A 22,612-nucleotide genomic window follows, 5' to 3' on the forward strand; every position below is an offset into this window, starting at 1 on the left:
GCCGTCGCCCCACCCTTGCCGGCGCGGGGCGGAAGCGCCCTCAGGCGCTCGCGGCGGCCAGCACGGCATTCAAGGTGGCGCTCGGACGCATCACCGCGCGGCACTTGTCGGGATCGACAAGATAATAGCCGCCGATGTCGGCCGGCTTGCCCTGAACCGCCTTCATTTCCGCAATGACCTTCTGCTCATTGTCGGTCAGCGCCTTGGCGAGCGGCGCGAAACGTGCCTGCAGTTCCTTGTCCTCGGTCTGCGCGGCCAGTTCCTGTGCCCAGTACATCGCCAGGTAGAACTGGCTGCCGCGGTTGTCGAGCTCACCGGTGCGGCGCGAAGGCGACTTGTCGTTTTCGAGCAGCCTGCCGGTGGCCTGATCCAGCGTGCGGGCGAGGATCTTCGCCTTCTCGTTGCCGGTCTTGATGCCGAGATCCTCGAGCGAAACCGCCAGCGCGAGGAACTCGCCGAGCGAATCCCAGCGCAAGTGGTTTTCCTGGGTCAGCTGCTGCACGTGCTTCGGCGCCGAGCCGCCGGCGCCGGTCTCGTACATGCCACCGCCATTCATCAGCGGCACGATCGAGAGCATCTTCGCCGAAGTGCCCAACTCCATGATCGGGAACAGGTCGGTGAGGTAGTCGCGCAGGATGTTGCCGGTCACCGAGATGGTGTCGAGGCCGCGGACGACGCGCTCGAGGGTGTACCGCATCGCCCGCACCTGGCTCATGATCTGGATGTCCAGGCCGCTGGTGTCGTAATCCTTCAGGTACTTCTGCACCTTCTTGATCAGTTCGTTCTCATGCGGGCGATAGGGGTCGAGCCAGAAGATCGCCGGCATGCCGGAATTGCGCGCGCGGGTCACGGCAAGCTTGACCCAGTCGCGGATCGGCGCGTCCTTGACCTGGCACATGCGCCAGATGTCGCCCGCTTCGACGTTCTGCGACAGCAAAACTTCGCCGGTCGCGAGGTCGGTGATGTTGGCCACGCCGTCCTCGGCGATTTCGAAGGTCTTGTCGTGCGAACCGTATTCCTCGGCCTTCTGCGCCATCAGCCCCACATTGGGCACGGTGCCCATCGTGCGCGGATCGAAATTGCCGTGCCATTTGCAGAAGTTGATCATTTCCTGGTAGATGCGGGCGAAGGTCGATTCCGGCATCACCGCCTTGCAGTCGTACTGCTTGCCGTCGGCCCCCCACATCTTGCCGCCGGCGCGGATCATCGCCGGCATCGAGGCGTCGACGATGATGTCGTTGGGCGAGTGGAAGTTGGTGATGCCCTTGGCCGAGTCGACCATGGCCAGCGCCGGACGGTGCTCCTGGCAGGCATGCAGGTCGCGGATGATCTCGTCGCGCTTGGATTCGGGCAGGGTCTTGATCTTGTCGTACAGGTCGACCATGCCGTTATTCACGTTGATGCCGAGCTGGTCGAACAGCTTGCCGTGCTTCTCGAAGGCGTCCCTGTAGTAGATCTTCACGCAGTGGCCGAAAACGATCGGGTGCGAAACCTTCATCATCGTCGCCTTGACGTGCAACGAGAACAGGATGCCGGCCTCGCGGCAGTCTGCCAGCTGCTTCTCGTAGAACGCGCACAGCGCCTTCTTGCTCATGAACATCGAGTCGATGACCTCGCCGTCCTGGAGCGAGATCTTGGGCTTGAGCACGATCGCCTTGCCCGACTTGGTGATCAGTTCCATCTTGATGTCGCGCGCACGATCGAGCGTCATCGACTTCTCGCCATGGTAGAAGTCGCCATGCTCCATGTGCGAGACGTGGGTCTGCGACCATTGCTTCCACTCGCTCATCGAGTGCGGGTGCTTCTTTGCGTAATTCTTCACCGCGGCCGGTGCGCGACGATCGGAGTTGCCTTCGCGCAACACCGGATTGACCGCCGAGCCCAGGCACTTGCCGTAGCGGGTCTTGATCGCCTTTTCCTCGTCGGTCTTGGGATCGTCCGGGAAGTCAGGGATCTTGTATCCTTTCTCCTGCAATTCCTTGATGCACGCCTTGAGCTGCGCGACCGACGCGCTGATGTTCGGCAGCTTGATGATGTTGGTCTCCGGCAGCAGGGTCAGGCGGCCGAGTTCGCCGAGCGTATCCGGCACTTTCTGCGCGTCGCTCAGGTATTCCGGGAATTCGGCCAAGACACGGGCGGCCACCGAAATGTCGGCCTCATCGACCTGGATGCCGGCGGGACCGGTGAAGCTGCGGATGACCGGCAGGAAGGCCGCGGTCGCCAGCATGGGGGCTTCATCGGTGATGGTGTAGATGATGGTCGGCTGCTGCGAAGACATGGCTTTTCTCCCTCGTTGTTGTCTTGATAGAGCTGATCGAACGATGCGCGAGCGGGCCACGACGCGGTACGGCACGACCGCGCAGGGCTCGTTGAAAGGCATTGGAAACGCAGAGCTGCGGCTGCGACGGCGCATCGACCCACGCCCCGTCCTTCGGTGCAGCCACTGCCGGCGCTCTCGCGGCTTGGCTGCTCCGCGATCCCTGGCGACTCCCAACCGACTCCTCGAGCACGCCATTATAGCGCTGCGACCACCCTCCGATACCAGAAGTAAAAACAGATTTCACTATATGAAAAAATACAGCAGATAAAAGATAGAAGACCCCACATGACTTCCACCGCCGTCGCACAGCGGCCTCCCCCGGCACCGCCCCCTCCCGCCCGGCAGCCCGCGCTGAGAGAGCTGCAACGCTCCCAGCCCCTGCCCTGCAGGGCAAAACTCACAGCAGCGGATCCACGACGGCTAGGCCCAGGATTTCTATCCTTCTCCGGCCGAGCTCCGTTTTTGCTCGCGGCTCGACGAAGCTGCACCCCAAGCCGGATCGGAACTCCGCACCAGCCCAGAGCGGACGATGGCAGACGACGACACCAAGCTCCCTGCAGAGCCGCCGGCGCAGCGCCCCGTTCCACCCCCCGTCACCAGCCCAGCTCCAGCATCCACGGCCCCTCGCCGGCCGCAAGAGCCTTGCGTACGTAGTCGATGGTGGCCTCCGGCAATGCGTCCGGAGCGTGCCAGACGAGACGGTCGCACTTGTCGGGCTCGAGGATCGCGGGCTCGCCTTCGAAGCGGCGGGCGCGGACGAAGAAATCGATGCGGTTGGTGTCCGAGCGCCGGTGCACCACGCCCATCCAGGCGAGATCGCACTCTTCCACCCGCAGACCGAGTTCCTCGCGCACTTCGCGCTGCGCCGCGGCCAGCACCGACTCGTCGGCTTCAACGTGTCCGCCCGGCAGGCTGTACAGCCCGTCGAAGAACCCCGTCCCCGCCCGGCGCATCAGCAGCAGCCGCCCTTCGCGCTCGCACAGCACGTGCACGCCGGTGGGAATGCCCGCATGCCGCATCAATGCTTGCCGGTACTGCCGAAACCGTCCGCGCCGCGCGCGCTGGCATCGAACGCCTCGACCAGATTGAAGCTGACCTGCAGCACCGGAACCACGACCAGTTGCGCGATCCGCTCCATCGGCTGAATCGTGAAGCTCGCCCGCCCACGGTTCCATACCGAAACGAAGATCTGCCCCTGATAGTCGGAATCGATCAGGCCGACCAGGTTGCCCAGCACGATGCCGTGCTTGTGCCCCAGGCCCGAACGCGGCAGCACCATCGCCGCCAGCCCGGGGTCGGCGAGGTGGATCGCCAGCCCGCTCGGCACCAGCGTGGTTTCGCCCGGGTGCAGCGTGATCGGCCCCGGCAGGCAGGCGCGCAGATCGAGCCCCGCAGCCCCCTCGGTGGCATACGCCGGCGGATGGGTCTTCAGGCGCTCGTCGAGCAGTTTCACATCGATTCGATGCATCTCGGTTCTCCCCCGCCTGCCGCACGCCGCTGCGGCGACAGGCGCATTGTGCCGTTCCCGCCGGTGCCCTGCGGCACCGACGCCTCAACGCCCGGACTGGGCGAGCAAAGCGGCGAGGTGGGCAACGATCGCGCGCGCCACCTCCGCCTTCGGCGCGCGCGCCAACGGGTGCCGGCCGGCATCGTCATAGAGGACGACGGTGTTGTCCTCGCCCCCCATGCCGTCACCGATCAGGTTGCCCACCACCATCGGCAGGCGCTTGCTCCGCCGCTTGCCTTCGGCATAAGCATCGAGATCGCGGCTCTCCGCCGCGAACCCCACGCAGAACGGCGCATCGGCGCGCGCCGCCACTTCAGCCAGAATGTCCGGGTTCGGCGTCAGGGACAAGGCCAGCGCATCGCCGCTTTTCTTGATTTTGTGCTCCGCCACCTCCTGCACCCGGTAATCGGCCACCGCCGCGACTCCGATGAACACGTCGGCGCCGGGCAAGGCCTCGGTCACCGCCGCGCGCATCTGCAGCGCACTGACGACGGCCACACAGCGCACCTGCGCCGGCACCGGCAGGCTCACCGGCCCGCTGACCAGCACCACTTCGGCGCCGGCCTGGGCGCAGGCGCGCGCCAGCGCGTAGCCCATCTTTCCTGAGCTGGTGTTGGTGATTCCGCGCACCGGGTCGATCGCCTCGAAGGTCGGCCCGGCGGTCAGCACGACCTTGCGTCCGGCCAGCAGCTTCGGCACGAAGAAACCTTCGAGGTGCTCCAGAATACCCTCGGCCTCGAGCATCCGCCCCATTCCGGTCTCGCCGCAAGCCTGTTCACCGGCTGCGGGGTTGAAGACCGTCACCCCGTCGCTGCGGATCAGAGCCATGTTGCGCTGCGTCGGCGGCGACTCCCACATCTGCCGGTTCATCGCCGGCGCGACGATCAGCGGCACATCGCGCGCCAGGCACAGCGTGCTCAGCAGATCGTCGGCCAGACCATGGGCAAGACGTGCGATGAAATCCGCCGTTGCCGGCGCCACCAGGATCGCATCGGCGCTCCGCCCGAGATCAATGTGCGCCATGTTGTTCGGCACGCGCGCATCCCAGAGGTCGGACCACACCGGGTTGCCGGACAGCGCCTGGAAGGTCACCGGTGTGACGAAACGCGCCCCGGCGGCGGTCAGCACCACGTGCACATCGGCACCGGCCTTGCCTAGCAGGCGGACGAGCTCGGCTGACTTGTAGGCCGCAATCCCCCCCGAAACGCCAAGTACGATCTTCCTGCCGTGCAGAATATTCATGCCATTCGCCTATACTTTATGCATTGCGAGAACACGCGCACGTCTTCCCACTCCCTGTCCAACCGACCTCGTGGAGACTTCGACCCATGGCAATCACCGACTGGCCCGAAAGCGAACGCCCGCGCGAAAAGCTGCTCGCACGCGGCGCGGCCGCCCTTTCCGACGCCGAACTGCTGGCGATTTTCCTGCGCGTGGGCGTGCGCGGCATGAGTGCGGTCGACCTTGCCCGCTGTTTGATCACCCGTTTCGGCAGCCTCACCCGGATGTGCGGCGCGCATGCGGACGACTTTACCGCGGTGCCGGGCATGGGGCTGGCGAAGTATGCCCAACTGCAAGCAGCGATGGAACTGGCACGGCGCGCGCTGACCGAGACTCTGGGCGAGCGTACCCTCTTCGACTCGCCTCAGATCGTGCGCGACTGGTTGCGCCTGCGCCTGGGCCATCTGCCGCACGAGACCTTCTGCGTGATGCTGCTCGACGCCCGCCATTGCCTGATCGAGGCCATCGATCTTTTCCGTGGCACCCTCACCCAGACCAGCGTCTACCCTCGTGAAGTGGTCAAGATCGCACTCGCCCACAATGCCGCCGCCGTGATCTTCGCCCACAACCACCCCTCGGGAGCCGCCGAACCCAGCAGCGCGGACGAACTGCTGACGAGAACGCTGAAGGACGCCCTCGGCCTCGTCGACATCCGGGTCCTCGATCATTTTGTCGTTCCCGCCCATGGCGCACCGCTCTCGTTTGCCGAACGCGGACTTCTGTAGACTGCAGCACTCGCCCTACACGACACACGGGACTTGCCTTTCCGGTGCGAACTGCACTATCCTCTTGCGTTTTCCGCAATCAGAATTCCCTGGAGCATCGTATGGCTCGCGTCTGCCAAGTGACCGGTAAAGCACCGATGGTGGGAAATAACGTTTCCCACGCAAACAACAAAACCAAGCGCCGCTTCCTGCCTAACCTGCAGAACCGCCGCTTCTGGAGCGAAAGCGAAAACCGCTGGATCCGGCTGCGCGTGTCCAACGCCGCGCTGCGCACGATCGACAAGAAAGGCATCGACGTCGTCGTTGCCGAGCTTCGCGCCCGTGGCGAGAAGCTGTAAGCAACCGAACTGAACGGAGAAGGCCATGGCCAAGGGCATTCGCGAAAAGATCAAGCTGGAATCGACCGCCGGCACGGGGCATTTCTACACCACCACCAAGAACAAGCGCACCACCCCGGGGAAGCTCGAGTTCAGCAAGTACGACCCCGTCGCCCGCAAGCACGTGCCGTACAAAGAAATCAAGCTGAAGTAACGCCGCACTGCCCGCCCCACCCTCCCCCCGATGCCGGGGCGGAGTTCGCGAGACCGGCGGCGGGGCCGGCAGAAATCGCCGATACAGCGAATCCTCCGCAGAGGCGGACAGCACTCCAGAAAGCATAAAGGCCATCCCATTGATGGCCTTTATGCTTTCTGCGCCCCGCCCGCTATCCCGTGACGGAACAGCGAGACCGGCGCGCCCCCTCATTCAAGCGCGCTGAATATTGGAAGCCTGCTTGCCCTTGGGACCCTGGGTCACGTCGAAGGACACCTTCTCGCCTTCCTTCAGACTCTTGAAACCGCTCATGTTGATGGCGGAAAAATGTGCGAACAGGTCCTCGCTTCCATCATCAGGAGTGATGAAACCGAAACCCTTGGAATCGTTGAACCACTTAACGGTACCAGTTGACATATTGCTCGAATCCCTCAAAGTTACTTTTCGTGACCTTTCCGATGCACCGGAATCGGTCCCAGTAGCGGCGCCGGCAGTGGCTTGAACCGCCCCCGGAAACCCATAGGGATCAAGCTGGGCCTGCGCACGCCCTAGCTTTTACGCATTCGCTCGGGCACCGTCAACGACCTTTCCGCACATTCGCATACTGCATTGCGCCATAACGGGCCGCAAAAATCCCTCCGCTCCCTGCGCTTGTTTTTGTTTCAAAGATGATTCCGCCATTTTCTGCACTGCACCACCAGCGCCTTCGATGTTGTTTTTCCTCCCACCGAATACGGGCGGAAATGCGCCGGAGCACCACTCCCCCACCACTGCCATAGTGCTGTTGCACTCTGCTTCGGCTCCATTAGAATGAGTTCCATGGGTACCCGGAAACAAGACCAACTCGTACTGGACGCAAGGCGAACGCGCGCCGTACCGCCGCCACTGTACAAAGTACTGCTGCTCAACGACGACTACACCCCGATGGATTTCGTCATCGTCGTGCTGCAGAAATATTTCGGCATGGACCGCGAACGGGCTACGCGCGTGATGCTCCAAGTCCATAGAGAGGGCATGGGGATATGCGGAACCTTCCCGCGGGACATCGCCACGACCAAGGTCGAGCAGGTCGCCTCGTTTGCTCGTCAGCATCAACATCCGCTGGCATGCGTGATGGAGGAAAACTAAATGATCGCGCAAGAGCTTGAAGTCAGCCTGCACATGGCTTTTGTCGAGGCGCGGCAGAAGCGCCACGAGTTCATCACGGTGGAGCATCTGCTGCTGGCATTGCTGGATAACCCGTCGGCCGCCGAAGTGCTGCGCGCCTGCGCTGCCAATGTGGATGAACTTCGTCGCGAACTGACCAGTTTCATCGATGAGCACACCCCGCGCATCGAAGGCACGGACGATATCGACACCCAGCCTACGCTGGGATTCCAGCGCGTCATCCAGCGTGCGATCCTGCACGTCCAGTCTTCGGGCAAGAAGGAAGTCACCGGTGCGAACGTGCTGGTGGCCATCTTCGGCGAGAAAGACTCGCATGCGGTTTATTTCCTGCAGCGGCAGAACATCTCCCGTCTCGATGTCGTCAACTTCATCTCCCACGGCATTGCCAAGGCACCGCCCCAGAATGCCGGCCAGCAAGGCCATGGCGAGGGCGAGCAGGCCGAACCCGAGCAGGAAGACAAGCAGGCCGGCGGTGCGCTCGACAGCTACACGCAGAACCTCAACCAGCAGGCCCTGGTCGGCAAGATCGATCCCTTGATCGGGCGCGAGAAGGAAGTCGAACGCGTGATCCAGACCCTGTGCCGCCGGCGCAAGAACAACCCCTTGCTGGTCGGCGAGGCCGGCGTGGGCAAGACCGCCATCGCCGAAGGGCTCGCACGCCGGATTGTCGAGGGCCATGTGCCGGAAATTCTCGAAAATGCACAGGTGTTCGCCCTCGACATGGGCGCCCTGCTTGCCGGCACCAAGTACCGCGGCGATTTCGAGCAGCGGCTGAAGGCCGTGCTGAAGCAGCTCATCGAGAACCCCAACGCAATCCTGTTCATCGACGAAATCCACACTTTGATCGGCGCGGGCGCCGCCTCCGGCGGCACCCTCGATGCCTCCAACCTGCTCAAGCCGGCACTGTCGTCCGGTCAGCTGAAGTGCATCGGCGCGACCACCTACAACGAGTTCCGCCAGATCTTCGAGAAGGATCACGCGCTGTCGCGCCGCTTCCAGAAGATCGACGTGGTCGAACCCTCGGTGGCCGAAACGGTGGAAATCCTGAAGGGGCTCAAGAGCCGCTTCGAGGAGCACCACGGCATCAAGTATTCCAGTTCGGCACTGTCGAGCGCGGCCGAACTGTCGGCGAAGTACATCAACGATCGCCACCTCCCCGACAAGGCGATCGACGTCATCGACGAAGCCGGTGCAGCCCAGCGCATCCTGCCCAAGTCGCGGCAGAAGAAGACCATCGGCAAGAACGAGATCGAGGAGATCGTCGCCAAGATCGCGCGCATCCCGCCCCGTACGGTATCGAACGACGACAAGGCCGCATTGAAGACGCTCGAGCGCGATCTGAAGAACGTGGTCTTCGGCCAGAACGCTGCCATCGATGCCCTCGCCAAGGCGATCAAGATGTCGCGCTCCGGCCTCGGCAACCCGCACAAGCCGATCGGCTCCTTCCTGTTCTCCGGTCCGACCGGCGTCGGCAAAACCGAAGTCGCCCGCCAGCTCGCCTACACGCTGGGCATCGAACTGGTCCGCTTCGACATGTCGGAGTACATGGAACGCCACGCTGTCAGCCGGCTCATCGGTGCCCCTCCGGGCTATGTCGGTTTCGACCAGGGCGGCCTGCTGACCGAGCAGATCACCAAGAAACCGCACTGCGTGCTGCTGCTCGACGAAATCGAGAAAGCACACCCGGACATCTACAATATCCTGCTGCAGGTGATGGACCACGGCACGCTGACCGACAACAACGGCAGACAGGCCGATTTCCGCAACGTGATCCTGATCATGACCACCAATGCCGGTGCGGAGACGATGCAGAAGTCGATGATCGGTTTCTCGGCCAAGCGCGAGAGCGGCGACGAGATGGCCGACATCAAGCGCCTATTCACGCCCGAGTTCCGCAACCGCCTGGACGCGATGATCTCGTTCAAGGCACTCGACAACGACGTCATCCTGCGCGTGGTCGACAAGTTCCTGATGCAGCTCGAGGCCCAGTTGCACGAGAAGAAGGTGGACGCCCACTTCACCGACGACCTCAAGGCCTGGCTGGCCGAAAAGGGCTTCGATCCGCTGATGGGCGCACGCCCGATGGCGCGCCTGATCCAGGACACCATCCGTGCTGCGCTGGCCGACGAACTGCTGTTCGGCCGGCTTGCCAGCGGCGGCAAGGTCACCATCGATCTCGACGACAACGACAAGGTGAAGCTGGTTTTCGAGGAAACCGAAGCGACACCGGCCTGACCCCCGCCGGCAAAGCACTGGCCCATTCGGGCACGGAACGGCATCCACCTCCCAGGAGGTGGATGCCATTTTTCTGTCTGCGGGCGCCGCCCCCTGCCCCCTCTTGCCCCCTGCCCATAGCCGTCGTTTATCATGCGCGCTGGTCGCGACCCCGCGCCCGCCCCCCGATCAAAACAGGAGCATGCATGAACATCCAGACAGCCGATCTCTGCGACGCCCATGAGGACAAGCTCGCCGTCGTCGCCCCGATGTTCGCCAGTTATGGCGGACGCAGCGCCTTCGGCGGACCGATCACCACGCTGAAACTTTTCGAGGACAACTCTCTTGTCCGCAAGGTCCTCGAAGGCCCGGGCGCCGGCCGCGTTCTGGTGATCGATGGCGGTGCCTCGATGCGCTGCGCCCTGGTCGGCGACCAGCTCGCCGAACTGGCGGTGAAGAACGGCTGGGCGGGCATCCTCGTCTATGGCTGCATCCGCGACTCGAAGGCAATCGGCGAGATGGATCTCGGCGTCTTTGCCCTCGGCACCCACCCGCGCAAGACCGTCAAGCGCAACATCGGTGAAATCGACCTGGCCGTCAGTTTCGGGGGAGTGACCTTCCATCCCGGACACTATGTCTATGCCGACGAAGACGGCGTCGTCGTTTCCGCATCGGCACTGCTTTGACCTCCGCCGGGCCTGCCAGCCGTCCCCCGGAGGGTCGACAGGCCGCTTGCAGCCTGCCGGATTTATTTCACAAAGCTCGACGGCGTTTCATTTCGTGAAATCAAAACCTCAAACAGCTGTTTTTAAAGCGCAAGATTTTTTCTTATGTCTTATATAAGACATATTGCTGCGGAGCGGGATGCCTCCTATACTTCTTCCTTATCTGCAGCGTGCTTCACCTTCGACATCGTTGCAGCAGGAACACCGCGGCGAAGCCCGCATCGGCCGCGATGGTTGAACCCTCCGTACTGACAAGGAAGCATCATGACCCTGACCCGCGAACAGCAAATCGCCGCCCTGGAAAAAGACTGGGCTGAAAACCCCCGTTGGAAAGGCGTCAAGCGCGGCTACTCCGCTGCCGACGTCGTTCGCCTGCGCGGCAGCCTGCAGCCCGAATACACCCTGGCCCAGCGCGGCGCGCAGAAGCTGTGGGAAAAGGTCAACGGCGGCGCCAAGAAGGGCTACGTGAACGCCTTCGGCGCGATCACCGCCGGTCAGGCGATGCAGCAGGCCAAGGCCGGCCTCGAGGCCGTGTATCTGTCGGGCTGGCAGGTCGCCGCCGACGGCAACACCTCCGAGACCATGTACCCCGACCAGTCGCTGTACGCCTACGACTCGGTGCCGACCATGGTCCGCCGCATCAACAACACCTTCAAGCGTGCCGACGAGATCCAGTGGTCGCGCGGCATCAACCCGGGCGACAAGGAATTCGTCGACTACTTCCTGCCGATCGTCGCTGACGCGGAAGCCGGTTTCGGCGGCGTGCTGAACGCCTTCGAACTGATGAAGAACATGATCGCCGCCGGCGCCGCCGGGGTGCACTTCGAAGACCAGCTCGCTGCAGTGAAGAAGTGCGGCCACATGGGCGGCAAGGTCCTGGTCCCGACCCAGGAAGCATGCGAAAAGCTGATCGCCGCCCGCTTCGCCGCCGACGTCATGGGCGTGCCGACCCTGATCCTGGCCCGTACCGACGCCGAAGCCGCCAATCTGCTGACCTCGGACCACGACGCCAACGACAAGCCCTTCTGCACCGGCGAGCGCACTCAGGAAGGCTTCTACCGCGTCAAGAACGGCCTTGAGCAGGCCATCAGCCGCGGCATCGCCTACGCGCCCTACGCCGACCTGGTGTGGTGCGAAACCGGCACGCCGGACCTCGGCTTCGCCCGCGAATTCGCCCAGGCCGTGCTCGCCGCCAACCCCGGCAAGCTGCTGTCGTACAACTGCTCGCCGTCGTTCAACTGGAAGAAGAACCTCGACGACAAGACCATCGCCAAGTTCCAGGACGAGCTCTCGGCGCTGGGCTACAAGTACCAGTTCATCACCCTGGCCGGCATCCACGTCAACTGGTTCAACACCTTCAAGTTCGCCCACGCTTACGCCCGCGGCGAAGGCATGAAGCACTACGTCGAGATGGTCCAGGAGCCGGAATTCGCCGCCCGCGAGCAGGGTTACACCTTCGTCTCGCACCAGCAGGAAGTCGGCGCCGGCTACTTCGACGACGTCACCACCGTGATCCAGGGCGGCTCGTCCTCGGTGAAGGCGCTGACCGGTTCGACCGAAGAAGAGCAGTTCCACTGAGAACCGTAGCGGCGCGGCCGGACCGCGCTGCTGCTGTGGAAGCGGGCCGGCAGGAGGGCATTCTCTCCAGCCGGCTCGTGAAAAGGCCGACACTCCGTTTGGAGTATCGGCCTTTTTATTGGCGGTTTCCGTACCACTTTCTTCGGAAAACGGGGAATGGCAGCGACCGCCCGGCGAAAAATCTCGGGGGCGGTCCGCAACGCCTGCAGAATGGATGCCCGAGCCCTCCGGCGTCGCCGCCTTCCCGGTCGAAAGCAGCCGACACCGGCCTGTCGCTCAATTACATTCCGCGCCCGTCGCGTGCGCCGCCCCGCTCATGGCGCAGGCCGTGCCCCCATTTGCCCCCTTGCGGGCCGAAGGACTTGAACTCGGCGTCGAACACGGTTTTTTGCGCTTCACCGAGCGTGGCATAGAACGTTTCCACCGACTTGCGCGTACCGGCCATCTCCGACTGACGCAGCGCGCTCATCTCCTCCATACGCTGCATGCGTTCGATCGCCGTCTTCGGCTGCTCGGCGCTGCGGCGCTCGGCCATCTGTGTAGCCATGCGCTCGGCACGTGCCAGCATGTCGGCCTTGAACGTCGCAAAAGCCGGTTTCTGCTCCGGGCTCAGCGCCAGGGCGAGTTCCAGCTGCGCCAAGTGCAGTTCGGCGCGCTCGGCCATTTTCGCTTTCATCCGCTCGGGTTCCATCTGCGACCATCCGGCCTTCTCTCCGCGCATGCCATCGCAGTGGCCGCCCCATGCCAGCGCAGCAGTGGTTCCAAGGGCGCCGGTGGTGATAACGGCAGCAGCGATCGAAGTCTTGATCCAGGTTTTCATGATCCATCTCCTTCCAGGTCGATAATCGGTGTTGCCCGTGCGTTCAGGCGACGGATTCATTACAGCACCCGGATGTAAGCAGGATTTATCGGCAGACTTGGCTTTTGCAGCACAGTGTCTCGGCCCCCCGCCCGGATACGCTGGGATACAAAAGCGCGCCCCTCACCCCTTAAGATGGGCGCCATGGAGAACGACCGATGAGCCAGCAAGACCACATCCTGATCGTCGACGACGACCGCGAGATCCGCCACCTGCTCGCCGATTACCTCGAAAAACAAGGTCTGCGGTGCACGGCTGTCGCCGATGGGCGGGAGATGAAGAGCGCGCTCGAGCAACACCGCATCGACCTCATCGTGCTCGACGTGATGATGCCGGGCGACGACGGCCTGACCCTGTGCCGCAACCTGCGCGCCAGCGGCAGCCCCCATGCCAACACGCCGATCCTGATGCTGACCGCGCGCGGCGAGGACATGGACCGCATCCTCGGCCTGGAGATGGGGGCCGACGACTATCTGGCGAAACCTTTCGTACCGCGCGAACTATATGCGCGCATCCGCGCCGTGCTGCGCCGTACCCGGGCGCTGCCGCCCAATCTGGAGGCGACGCCTCCGGCCAATGCCCGCGAACTTCGGTTCTCCCACTGGCGGCTGGACACCGTCAATCGCCACCTGATCGATGCCGACGGTACCGTCGTGGCGCTATCCGGTGCCGAGTACCGGATCCTCAGCGTATTCCTGTCCCATCCGCAGAAAGTGCTGTCGCGCGACCAGCTGATGGAACTGACCCAGGGGCGCGAAGCCGACGTCTTCGATCGCTCGATCGATCTGCTCGTCAGCCGTGTGCGCCAGCGCCTGGGCGACAGCGCGCGCGAACCGACGATCATCAAGACGGTGCGCAACGAAGGCTATGTCCTGGCCGCTGAAGTGGCTGCGACCGGAATCCGCGCGGAAACCGGCCGATGAACCTGCCGTGGCCGCGCAGCCTGTTTGCCCGCCTGATCCTGATCTGGCTGGTCGGCATCACCCTGGTGCTGGCAGTGAGCCTGGCCCTGTTCCTCGGCGAGCGTGAGCGCATCGGCCGCAGCGCGCTGTTCGAGGGCGTGGCGCAGGAGGTCGCCGCCGCTGCCGACCTGCTCGACCGGATGTCGCCGCCGGAGCGGGAGCGCTGGATCGACGAATTCGGCCGCCGCCGCCTGCGCCTGAGCCTGAGGCCCTTGCGCAACGGCTTGCATGCGCTCGGCGCAGAGCACCCACTTCATGCCGCCTTGCGCAGCGCGATGCCCGCTCGCCCGTTCGCCCTCTTCATTCATCCGCACAATGGCCGGCCGCATCCGGTGCTGCTGATCACCTTGCAACTTGCCGACGGTGCCCGCGTACAGGTCCGCCTGCCCGACATCGCGCCGATGCCGCCGATCCGCCCCCCTCAGCCCGAACGCCTGTTCGCCGCACTGGCCGCGCTGGTCGCAGGAGTCGGCCTGCTCACCTGGATCGCGGTGCGCCTGGCGACCCGGCCGCTGTCGCGCATGGCCGCCGCCGCCCGTGCCTTGGGCGAGGACCCCGGGCGGGCGCCGATGGACACCCGCGGCCCGACCGAAGTCGCCCAGGCCGCCGCCGCCTTCAACCAGATGCAGCAGCGCATCCAGGAGCATGTGACCGAGCGCACCCGGATCCTGGCGGCGATCTCACACGATCTGCAAACACCGATCACCCGTCTGCGCCTGCGCGCCGAACTGGTCGATGACGAGACCTTGCGCAGCCGCATTCAGTCCGACCTGGATGCCATGCAGGGGCTGGTGAAGGAAGGGCTCGCCTACGCCCGCAGTCTCGACGAGCGCGCCCCTCCCCAGCCGATCGAACTCGTCCAGCTGCTGCAGGCGCTGGCCGAAGACGCGCACGACATGGGATGGACGGTGCGCATGCACGGAGCACTCTCCCAGGCCCGCGTCGACGGCAACCCCTCGGCGCTGCGCCGGGCGCTGTGGAACCTGATCGAAAATGGGATCAAGTTCGGCGGCGAAGTCGATATCGAGCTGTCGGCAATCGCCACCGGTTTCGAGATCCGCATCCGCGACCACGGCCCGGGGCTGCCCGAGGCAGAACTGGAAAAAGTGTTCGATCCGTTCTATCGCACCGAAGCGTCGCGCAACCGTGAGACCGGCGGCACCGGACTCGGCCTCGCGATCGCCCGCAACCTGCTGCGCGGCCAGCATGGCGAAGTCAGCCTGCGCTCCCTTCCAGAGGGCGGGCTGGAAGCGCACGTCACCCTCGATACGCGCCAGCCCTATCCCGGCAGGTAGCAAACGGTCGGGCGTCCGGCGATACCAGCCCCGAGGAAGCGGCAATGTGGTTCAATTCCGAGCCGCGACGCTGCAATGCACAAAAAAGCCATGCCTGCCTTCTGGATGATCGTTTCCTGCTTTCTGTTCGCCTGCATGGGCGTATGTGTGAAGCTCGCCGCAGTCCACTTTTCCACCGGCGAGACCGTGCTCTACCGCGGTTTCGTCAGCATGCTGATCATGGCCGTGCTGGCGCTGGCCCAGCGCATCCCGCTGAGTACGCCACACTGGCGTCTGCAGCTTTCACGCAGTCTGTCGGGCTCGATCGCGCTGGCCTGTTACTTCTTCGCCATCGGCCTGCTGCCGCTGGCGACCGCGGTCACGCTGAATTACACCTCACCGATTTTCGTCGCCCTCCTCCTGGTGCTGTTCCTTGGCGAACGCCTGCGCTGGCCGGCGCTGCTCGCGGTGCTGATCGGCTTCATCGGAGTCGCGCTTTTGCTGCGCCCCACGCTGCAGCCCGATCAATGGCCCGGAGCGCTCGCCGGACTGGGCTCGGGCGCAGTCGCCAGCCTCGCCTACATCAGCGTGCGCGAACTGGGCCGCGTCGGCGAACCCGAAGTACGCACCGTATTCTGGTTTTCGCTGATGACTTCGGTCATCGGGCTGTCGTGGACGCTTGCCACCGGCCTCCACCTCCCCGCCCCGGAGCAGCTCATGACCCTGCTCGGGATCGGACTGTTCGGCGGTCTCGCACAACTGGCGATGACACGCTCCTACCGTTACGGGCGCACCGTGGTGTCGGCCAACCTGAGCTACGCCACGGTGGTCTTCGCCAGCCTGTTCGGGGTGTTGATATGGGACGAGGCCATGCCATCTTCATCGTGGCTGGCAATCGCCCTGATCGTCTCCAGCGCTATCCTGATCTCGCTCGCCACGCGCAGACCCGGCTCCCCGGCGCAACGGGCGTAGGCCTCCCCCGACCTCCCGGCGATTGAGCAGGAAACCCGGCAGGGCTATAGTTGTCTCATCCCGCGCCACTTCACGGAGGCTGTCATGATCAGTACCGAACACACCGACCGACTGGCTGCGATCACGGTCTTCGGCGAATTCACGCTGGCCGACTACAAGGAATTCGAGGAACTGGTCAATTACAAGATCCAGTTCAACGGCGCCCTCGACCTGCTGTTCGATCTGCGCGAGATGGCCGGCTTCACTCTCGACGTGGCCTGGGAGGAAATCAAGTTTTCCCGCCGGCATGCGCACGACTTCCGCCGCATCGCGGTGCTCACCGAAGACCAGTGGCTGACCTGGAGCGCCTGGGTTTCGCAACTCTTCGTCGACGCCGAGGTGCGCGTCTTCAGTGACGAAAGCGAAGCGCGCAGCTGGCTTGCCGCGGGCGAAGCCACCGAGGCCGTGCCGTGAGTGCATCCTACGCCACCTTGATCGGGGCAGCCGATCTGGCGCAGCACATCCGCGATCCGGACTGGATCGTATGCGACTGCCGCTTCGATCTCGGCAACCCCGATTTCGGCTACCAGGCCTATCTCGCCGGTCATCTGGCAGGAGCCTACTTCCTCGATCTCGACGAGGATCTGTCGGGTGCAAAAAACGGCGCCAACGGACGCCATCCGCTTCCCGACCCCGCCCGCCTGGCCGCCCGTCTGGCCACATGCGGAATCGGCAATCACAGCCAGGTCGTCGCCTACGACGACGCCTGCGGAATGTTCGCATCCCGCCTGTGGTGGTTGATGCGCTGGCTCGGCCATCGTCGGGTCGCCGTGCTCGATGGCGGGCTGCAAGCCTGGATCGGCTGCGGGCAGGCCATCGACTACGAGCAGCCCGAGCCCCGTCCGAACACCTATACGTTGGCGCTGCGCTCCGACCGGGTGGAAGCCGACTACGTCTTCGAACATCTGGGGCGCCCCGACATGCTGCTCATCGACGCACGCAGCCCCGACCGCTTCCGCGGTGAAAATGAAGTACTCGACCCGATCGGCGGGCACATTCCCGGTGCGATCAACCGCCATTACCGCGACAACCTCGACGAACACGGCTGCTTCAAGCAAGCCTCGGTACTGCGGGAAGAATTCGGCGCGCTGCTGCAGGGACGCAGCCCGCGCACGGTCGTGCACCAGTGCGGCTCGGGCGTCACCGCGTGCGCCAACATCCTGGCGATGGAGGCCGCCGGCCTGACCGGCTCCCGGCTCTACGCGGGTTCGTGGAGCGAGTGGTGCGCCGACCCGCGGCGACCGGTCGCCCGTGGCCCGGGCTGAAATCGCCGCCCGGAGGATGTCCTCACCCCGGCCTCGCCACGCCGGCAGGCGCCGTTTCCGCTACCAGTCGACTTTTTCGACCGCACCGAGCGAGCGCCCCAGAAAACGCTCCCCGATCGTCTGAAAGCGCAAAGGCACATCGCTGACGACGAAGCGGTATTCGGCCGCCCCGCCCGTGGTGCGGGCGAGCCCGGCTTCCTGCAGGTGGCGGGCAGCGAGTTCCGCGATGGTAAGCGCCGAATCGATCATCCGCACGCGCGGCCCGGCCACGTCCCGCAGCAAGGGTTTGAGCAAGGGGTAATGGGTGCAGCCCAGCACCAGGCTGTCGACCTCCTCGGCGAGCACCGGGCGCAGGTATTCCTGCGCCGTCAGGCGGGTTACTCGATGCTCGAGCCAGCCCTCCTCCACCAGCGGCACGAACAGGGGGCAGGCCTGCGAATACACTTGCACCGAAGGGTCGAGCTCGTGCATCCGCCGGGCGTAGGCGTTGCTGTTGATCGTCGTCGGCGTGCCGATCACGCCCACGCGGCGCCCCGCCGAATCGGCCACCGCGGCGCGGGCACCGGCTTCGATCACGTCGAGGACCGGGATGTCGGCAGCCAGCCGGTGCACGACTTCGGCCGCGACCGCCGCCATCGTATTGCAGGCGATGACCAGCATCTTGACGTCGCGCTGGAGCAGGAACTCGGTGATCTGCGCGGTGAAGTGTTCGATGGTGGCGACCGACTTCACACCATAAGGCACGCGTGCCGTATCACCGAAATAGATAATGCTTTCCAGCGGCAGGCGCTCCATCAACGCCCGTACCACAGTGAGCCCGCCGACCCCCGAGTCGAACACCCCGATCGGGCGCATCGCCGCCGACCGGCTCAACACCGCCTCCGGGGCACGGCACGACCACCGCATTCGCTCAAGGCGGCACTCAAGACAGCACCACCGCAGCGAACTTGCGCTTGCCCACCTGCAGCACCACGGTTTCGCCGGCCAGCAGCAGCAAGCCTTTGTCCTCGACACGCTCGCCGTTCAGGCGTACCCCGCCTTGATCGACCATGCGCATCGCCTCGGAGGTGGTGCCGGTCAGCCCGGCCTGCTTGAGGACCTGGAACAGCGGCAGCCCGGCGTCCCCGACATCGACCCGGACTTCGGGCAGGTCATCGGGAATCGCATTGCGCTGGAAGCGCGCCTCGAAATCCGCCAGTGCCTCCTCGGCGGCGGCCGCACCATGAAAGCGGGCGACGAATTCCTGCGCCAGCATCACCTTCACATCGCGCGGATTGCGCCCGCCTTCGACCTCGCGGCGCAGCGCGGCGATTTCCGCGCTGGAGCGAAACGACAGCAACTCGTAGTAACGCCACATCAGGGTATCGGACACCGACATGGTTTTGCCGAAGATTTCCTTCGCCGGCTCGGCGATACCGATGTAGTTGCCCAGCGACTTGGACATCTTGTTGACCCCGTCCAGCCCCTCGAGTAGCGGCACCATCACCACGCACTGCGGTTCCTGCCCGTAGTGCTTCTGCAACTCGCGCCCCATCAGCAGGTTGAAGCGCTGGTCCGTACCCCCCAGTTCGACATCGGCCTGCATCGCCACCGAGTCGTAGCCCTGGCACAGCGGATAGAGGAACTCGTGGATCGCGATCGGCTGGTTGTTGCCGTAGCGCTTGGCGAAGTCGTCGCGCTCGAGCATCCGCGCCACGGTCTGCTGCGCGGCCAGCCGGATCATTCCCGCCGCCCCCAGCCCTTCCATCCACGACGAGTTGAAGCAGATCTCGGTTTTTTCCGGGTCGAGGATCTTGAACACCTGCTCCTGGTAGGTCTTCGCGTTATCCAGGATCTGCTCGCGCGACAGCGGCGGGCGCGTGCTGTTCTTGCCGCTCGGGTCGCCGATCATGCCGGTGAAGTCGCCGATCAGGAACAGCACCTGATGGCCGAGCTCCTGGAAGTGGCGCAGCTTGTTGATCAGCACGGTGTGTCCCAGATGGAGGTCGGGCGCGGTCGGATCGAAGCCGGCCTTCACCCGCAGCGGACGGCCGCGTTTCAGTTTTTCGACCAGTTCGGCCTCGATCAGCAGGGCATCGGTGCCGCGCTTGATCAATTCGATCGCAGCCTGAACATCACTCATTGAATTTCTCCAAAAATACCTTCCCGAACAAGTCGATTACTTTGCTACACTCGCGGAAATTTTTTGCCTATCCAAGCCTACCGTGTCCATGAAGGCCAGAAAGACCCGAATTCTAGCCGATCTACCGGCCCGACTCCTCACCCGCCCGCGCAACTGGTTTTTCGGCGGAGTGGCCGGTGCGTCCTTGCTTGGAGTCGTCGCCGCCACCGCGGTCGCGCCCGGGACGAGCATCGCAGACATCCCGTTTGCGCGCGTCGTCGAAACCTTGCCGGTGCCGGCGCTCGTTCCCGAACCCGCGCACGACTTGCCGTTCGTGCATAGCGATCGGATTCAGCCGGGCGACACCTTGCAGTCGATTTCCCGCCGTGTCGGCATCCATGACGCCGAAGCCCTCGACATGCTGTCAGCCTCGGAGCAGGGCCGTCAGGCCCTCCGCCAGCTGCGCGCCGGACGCTCGGTGACTGCGGTTGTTCATGCCGACGGGCGCATCGCATCGTTCAGCCTGCCGCTCGGCAACACTGGCCGGCAACTGATCGTCGAACGTGGCGAGAACGGCCTGGCGTTGCGCGAGGAGGACGACAGCACACAGCTGACGATGATCGAAATGCGCTCCGGCACGATCTCCAACTCCCTGTTCGGCGCCACCGACGCTGCCGGTGTGCCCGACAGCGTCGCCAACCAGCTGGTCGAACTGTTCGGCACCACGATCGATTTCCATACCGATCTGCGCAGCGAAGATCGCTTCAACGTGATCTACGAGTCGATCCACGCGGAGGGCAATCCGGTTCGTGCGGGCCGCATTCTCGCCGCCGAGTTCATCAACAATGGGACACGCCATGCGGTCGTACTCTACCGCGGCCCCAGCGGCAAAGACCAATATTACACCGATGACGGCCGCAGCCTGCGCCAAGGGTTCCTGCGCTCTCCGCTGGAGTTTTCCCGGGTCAGCTCGAGCTTCGGGCGACGCCTGCACCCCATCCACCGGAGCTGGCGCAAGCACAACGGCACCGATTTTGCCGCACCGCGCGGAACACCCGTAAAAGCCACTTCCGACGGCACAGTGGACTTTGTCGGAACGCAGAACGGCTACGGCAAGATCGTCATCCTCAAGCACCGCAACAACACCGCCACCGCTTACGCTCACCTCAACGGATTCGTCGGCGGCCTGCGCAAAGGACAGGCCGTCAGCCAGGGAGAACTCATCGGTTACGTGGGTTCGACCGGCTGGGCCACGGGCCCGCATCTCCACTACGAGGTCCGCATCAACAACGTACCCAAGGACCCGATGACCGTCGCCCTGCCCATGGCCGACGCGCTGAGCCCTCGGGAGCTCATCGCATTCCGCCAGGAGACCGCTCCGCTGCGCGAACGCTTCGCGTTGCTCAATTACGAGCTCGCCAGCGCGGACTGATCCCGGGCAACGCCCGCGTGCAGAGCCACGCGGATGCAGTCAAGACAACGAGCGCCGCGGCGCCCGTTGTCTTGACTACTGCTGAAGCTCCGATTCCGGACGAGCCGGCGCCGACGGCAAGGATTCAGACCGAAAAGGACGAGCCGCAGCCGCAGGTGCTGGTCGCATTCGGGTTGCGGATCACGAACTGAGAACCTTCCAGGCCTTCCGTATAGTCGATTTCGGCACCGAGAAGATACTGGTAACTCATCGAGTCGATCAGCAGCATCACGCCGTTCTTCTCGTAAGTCGTGTCGTCCTCGTTGACCTCCTCGTCGAAGGTGAAGCCGTACTGGAAGCCCGAGCACCCGCCCCCCGAGACGAAGACACGTAGCTTGAGATCGGGATTGCCTTCCTCCTCGATCAGCTCGCGAACCTTGTTCGCCGCACTGTCGGTGAAGACCAGGATGTCGGGGGTTTCAACTTCTGCGCTCATGTTTTCTCCTCTGTTGGGGCAGCGGTGCGAATGATGCGCCCTTTGCCGCCCCGCCGTCAAAATCAGATCGACGCCGATCGCCCGAGTTCCCCTCAGGGACTGACCGGAACGATATCCAGTCCGGCCTCTTCATCGAACCCGAACATGATATTGAGGTTCTGCACTGCCTGGCCCGCCGCCCCCTTGACCAGATTGTCGATCACCGACAACACGACCACGGTATCCCCTCCCTGGGGACGGTGAACGGCGATACGGCATACGTTCGATGCGCGCACCGAGCGGGTTTCGGGATGGCTGCCGGCCGGCATCACGTCGACGAAAGGCTCACCCGCATAGCGCTCCTCATACAACGCCTGCAGGTCGAGTTCGCCTGCACCGGGCTGCAGACGGCCATACAGGGTGGCATGAATGCCGCGGATCAGCGGCGTGAGATGCGGCACGAAAGTGAGCCCGACCGGCTCGCCCGCAACCCGTGACAGCCCCTGCCGGATCTCGGGTAGATGGCGGTGCCCCGCTACGCCGTAAGCTTTGAAGCTGTCGGCCGCCTCGGGCAGCAGAGTATGGATCTCGGCCTTCCGGCCGGCGCCGGAAACGCCCGACTTGGCATCCGCGATCAGATGCCCACGATCGATCAGGCCTGCCTCGATCAAGGGCAGGAAACCGAGTTGGACGGCAGTCGGATAGCAGCCCGGGTTGGCCAGCACGCGCGCGGAGCGAATCTGCTCGCGATTGAGCTCGGGCAGACCATACACCGCCTCGGCGACCAGCGCCGGAGCCGCATGCTCCATTCCGTACCACTTTTCCCATTCGGCGATGTCGCGAATGCGAAAATCCGCTGCCAGATCGATCACACGAACGCCGGCCGCGACCAGTTCCGCCGCCTGCTTCATCGCAATCCCGTTCGGGGTCGCAAAGAACACGGCATCACATTTTTCCAGTTCGGCATCCTGAGGGGCGACGAACTTCAGATTCACCCGGTGGCGCAGGCTGGGGAAGATGTCGGAAACCGCCATACCTGCTTCGCCGCGAGAGGTGATCGCAACCAGATCGACATCCGGGTGACGGCACAGCAGACGCAACAACTCGACGCCGGTATATCCGGTCCCGCCGACCACTCCAACCTTGATCATGCTCTTTCCTCGCAGCAAAAGTCCCGGACCGGGATTATCGCACTCCCGCAGCGAA

Annotated in this window: 23 protein-coding genes; 13 read left to right on the top strand and 10 right to left on the bottom strand. The window is 64.2% G+C overall.

What is annotated here, in order from left to right:
• Positions 1-40 precede the first annotated feature (40 nt).
• The 4 genes from MXC99_RS14750 to coaBC all read right to left on the bottom strand — a co-directional run bounded on the left by MXC99_RS14750 (position 41) and on the right by coaBC (position 5,069).
• A complete protein-coding gene (locus tag MXC99_RS14750) occupies positions 41-2,278 on the bottom strand; it encodes an NADP-dependent isocitrate dehydrogenase (protein ID WP_247726182.1) in 2,238 nt (745 codons plus the stop codon).
• A 635-nt stretch (positions 2,279-2,913) separates the two neighbouring features.
• Positions 2,914-3,339 (bottom strand): NUDIX hydrolase, encoded by a 426-nt coding sequence (locus MXC99_RS14755; RefSeq protein ID WP_247726183.1) that lies wholly within the window; start codon positions 3,337-3,339, stop codon positions 2,914-2,916.
• Positions 3,339-3,788 (bottom strand): dUTP diphosphatase, encoded by a 450-nt coding sequence (gene dut / locus MXC99_RS14760; RefSeq protein WP_247726184.1) that lies wholly within the window; start codon positions 3,786-3,788, stop codon positions 3,339-3,341. The genes MXC99_RS14755 and dut overlap by 1 nt, the downstream gene beginning before the upstream one ends.
• An 84-nt stretch (positions 3,789-3,872) precedes the next feature.
• Positions 3,873-5,069, bottom strand: a complete 1,197-nt coding sequence (gene coaBC, locus MXC99_RS14765; protein ID WP_247726185.1) for a bifunctional phosphopantothenoylcysteine decarboxylase/phosphopantothenate--cysteine ligase CoaBC — start codon at positions 5,067-5,069, stop codon at positions 3,873-3,875.
• A gap of 86 nt (positions 5,070-5,155) precedes the next feature.
• Here coaBC and radC point away from each other — a divergent pair, with 86 nt between their 5' ends.
• The 3 genes from radC (at position 5,156) to rpmG (ending at position 6,364) form a co-directional block, all read left to right on the top strand.
• Positions 5,156-5,833 carry a RadC family protein gene (gene radC / locus MXC99_RS14770; RefSeq protein WP_247726186.1) on the top strand — a complete coding sequence of 226 codons (678 nt, stop codon included), beginning with the start codon at positions 5,156-5,158 and terminating at the stop codon, positions 5,831-5,833.
• 101 nt (positions 5,834-5,934) lie between these two features.
• Entirely contained in the window at positions 5,935-6,171 is a 237-nt protein-coding gene (rpmB, locus tag MXC99_RS14775) for a 50S ribosomal protein L28 (RefSeq protein ID WP_075149298.1), read from the top strand.
• A gap of 25 nt (positions 6,172-6,196) precedes the next feature.
• Entirely contained in the window at positions 6,197-6,364 is a 168-nt protein-coding gene (rpmG, locus tag MXC99_RS14780) for a 50S ribosomal protein L33 (protein WP_107221361.1), read from the top strand.
• A 213-nt stretch (positions 6,365-6,577) separates the two neighbouring features.
• Here the strand turns inward: rpmG and MXC99_RS14785 are convergent, their stop codons facing one another.
• Positions 6,578-6,781, bottom strand: a complete 204-nt coding sequence (locus MXC99_RS14785; protein ID WP_247726187.1) for a cold-shock protein — start codon at positions 6,779-6,781, stop codon at positions 6,578-6,580.
• Between the two features lie 402 nt (positions 6,782-7,183).
• Between MXC99_RS14785 and clpS the strand changes: the two genes are divergently transcribed.
• From clpS to aceA, 4 genes are all read left to right on the top strand, one after another.
• Positions 7,184-7,492 (top strand): ATP-dependent Clp protease adapter ClpS, encoded by a 309-nt coding sequence (clpS, locus tag MXC99_RS14790; RefSeq protein WP_247726188.1) that lies wholly within the window; start codon positions 7,184-7,186, stop codon positions 7,490-7,492.
• On the top strand, positions 7,493-9,766 hold the full coding sequence (gene clpA, locus MXC99_RS14795; RefSeq protein WP_247726189.1) for an ATP-dependent Clp protease ATP-binding subunit ClpA: 2,274 nt from the start codon (positions 7,493-7,495) through the stop codon (positions 9,764-9,766). It begins immediately after the preceding gene.
• A gap of 185 nt (positions 9,767-9,951) precedes the next feature.
• Positions 9,952-10,431 carry a ribonuclease E activity regulator RraA gene (rraA, locus tag MXC99_RS14800; RefSeq protein WP_247726190.1) on the top strand — a complete coding sequence of 160 codons (480 nt, stop codon included), beginning with the start codon at positions 9,952-9,954 and terminating at the stop codon, positions 10,429-10,431.
• 303 nt (positions 10,432-10,734) lie between these two features.
• Entirely contained in the window at positions 10,735-12,048 is a 1,314-nt protein-coding gene (gene aceA, locus MXC99_RS14805) for an isocitrate lyase (protein ID WP_247726191.1), read from the top strand.
• A 280-nt stretch (positions 12,049-12,328) separates the two neighbouring features.
• Here the strand turns inward: aceA and MXC99_RS14810 are convergent, their stop codons facing one another.
• Complete coding sequence (locus MXC99_RS14810) at positions 12,329-12,868, bottom strand: Spy/CpxP family protein refolding chaperone (protein WP_247726192.1); 540 nt, start codon at positions 12,866-12,868, stop codon at positions 12,329-12,331.
• Positions 12,869-13,065: 197 nt separating this feature from the next.
• Here MXC99_RS14810 and MXC99_RS14815 point away from each other — a divergent pair, with 197 nt between their 5' ends.
• The 5 genes from MXC99_RS14815 (at position 13,066) to MXC99_RS14835 (ending at position 17,419) form a co-directional block, all read left to right on the top strand.
• On the top strand, positions 13,066-13,830 hold the full coding sequence (locus tag MXC99_RS14815) for a response regulator (protein WP_247726193.1): 765 nt from the start codon (positions 13,066-13,068) through the stop codon (positions 13,828-13,830).
• Positions 13,827-15,164, top strand: a complete 1,338-nt coding sequence (locus MXC99_RS14820; protein ID WP_247726194.1) for an ATP-binding protein — start codon at positions 13,827-13,829, stop codon at positions 15,162-15,164. Before MXC99_RS14815 ends, MXC99_RS14820 begins: the two co-directional genes overlap by 4 nt.
• A 90-nt stretch (positions 15,165-15,254) precedes the next feature.
• Complete coding sequence (locus MXC99_RS14825; protein ID WP_247726195.1) at positions 15,255-16,115, top strand: DMT family transporter; 861 nt, start codon at positions 15,255-15,257, stop codon at positions 16,113-16,115.
• An 84-nt stretch (positions 16,116-16,199) separates the two neighbouring features.
• Entirely contained in the window at positions 16,200-16,568 is a 369-nt protein-coding gene (locus tag MXC99_RS14830; protein WP_247726196.1) for an STAS/SEC14 domain-containing protein, read from the top strand.
• Positions 16,565-17,419: a sulfurtransferase gene (locus MXC99_RS14835; protein WP_247726197.1), complete on the top strand. Its 855-nt coding sequence runs from the start codon at positions 16,565-16,567 to the stop codon at positions 17,417-17,419. The genes MXC99_RS14830 and MXC99_RS14835 overlap by 4 nt, the downstream gene beginning before the upstream one ends.
• Positions 17,420-17,479: 60 nt before the next feature.
• On the opposite strand, the gene murI is transcribed toward MXC99_RS14835, so the two are convergent.
• The gene (gene murI / locus MXC99_RS14840; protein WP_247726318.1) at positions 17,480-18,274 is read right to left on the bottom strand and encodes a glutamate racemase; all 795 of its coding nucleotides are present in this window, start codon (positions 18,272-18,274) and stop codon (positions 17,480-17,482) included.
• Positions 18,275-18,341: 67 nt separating this feature from the next.
• Positions 18,342-19,541 (bottom strand): tyrosine--tRNA ligase, encoded by a 1,200-nt coding sequence (tyrS, locus tag MXC99_RS14845; RefSeq protein WP_247726198.1) that lies wholly within the window; start codon positions 19,539-19,541, stop codon positions 18,342-18,344.
• Between the two features lie 88 nt (positions 19,542-19,629).
• On the opposite strand from tyrS, the gene MXC99_RS14850 reads away from it, so the two are divergent.
• Positions 19,630-20,952 (top strand): M23 family metallopeptidase, encoded by a 1,323-nt coding sequence (locus tag MXC99_RS14850; protein WP_247726319.1) that lies wholly within the window; start codon positions 19,630-19,632, stop codon positions 20,950-20,952.
• Between the two features lie 124 nt (positions 20,953-21,076).
• Here the strand turns inward: MXC99_RS14850 and erpA are convergent, their stop codons facing one another.
• Both erpA and argC read right to left on the bottom strand, forming a co-directional pair.
• Complete coding sequence (gene erpA / locus MXC99_RS14855) at positions 21,077-21,427, bottom strand: iron-sulfur cluster insertion protein ErpA (protein WP_075149314.1); 351 nt, start codon at positions 21,425-21,427, stop codon at positions 21,077-21,079.
• Positions 21,428-21,519: 92 nt separating this feature from the next.
• Positions 21,520-22,557, bottom strand: coding sequence for an N-acetyl-gamma-glutamyl-phosphate reductase (argC, locus tag MXC99_RS14860; protein ID WP_247726199.1), 1,038 nt, complete (start codon positions 22,555-22,557; stop codon positions 21,520-21,522).
• Between the last annotated feature and the right edge of the window lie 55 nt (positions 22,558-22,612).

This window comes from Thauera aromatica (genome assembly GCF_023093595.1).
GTDB lineage: Bacteria > Pseudomonadota > Gammaproteobacteria > Burkholderiales > Rhodocyclaceae > Thauera > Thauera aromatica_A.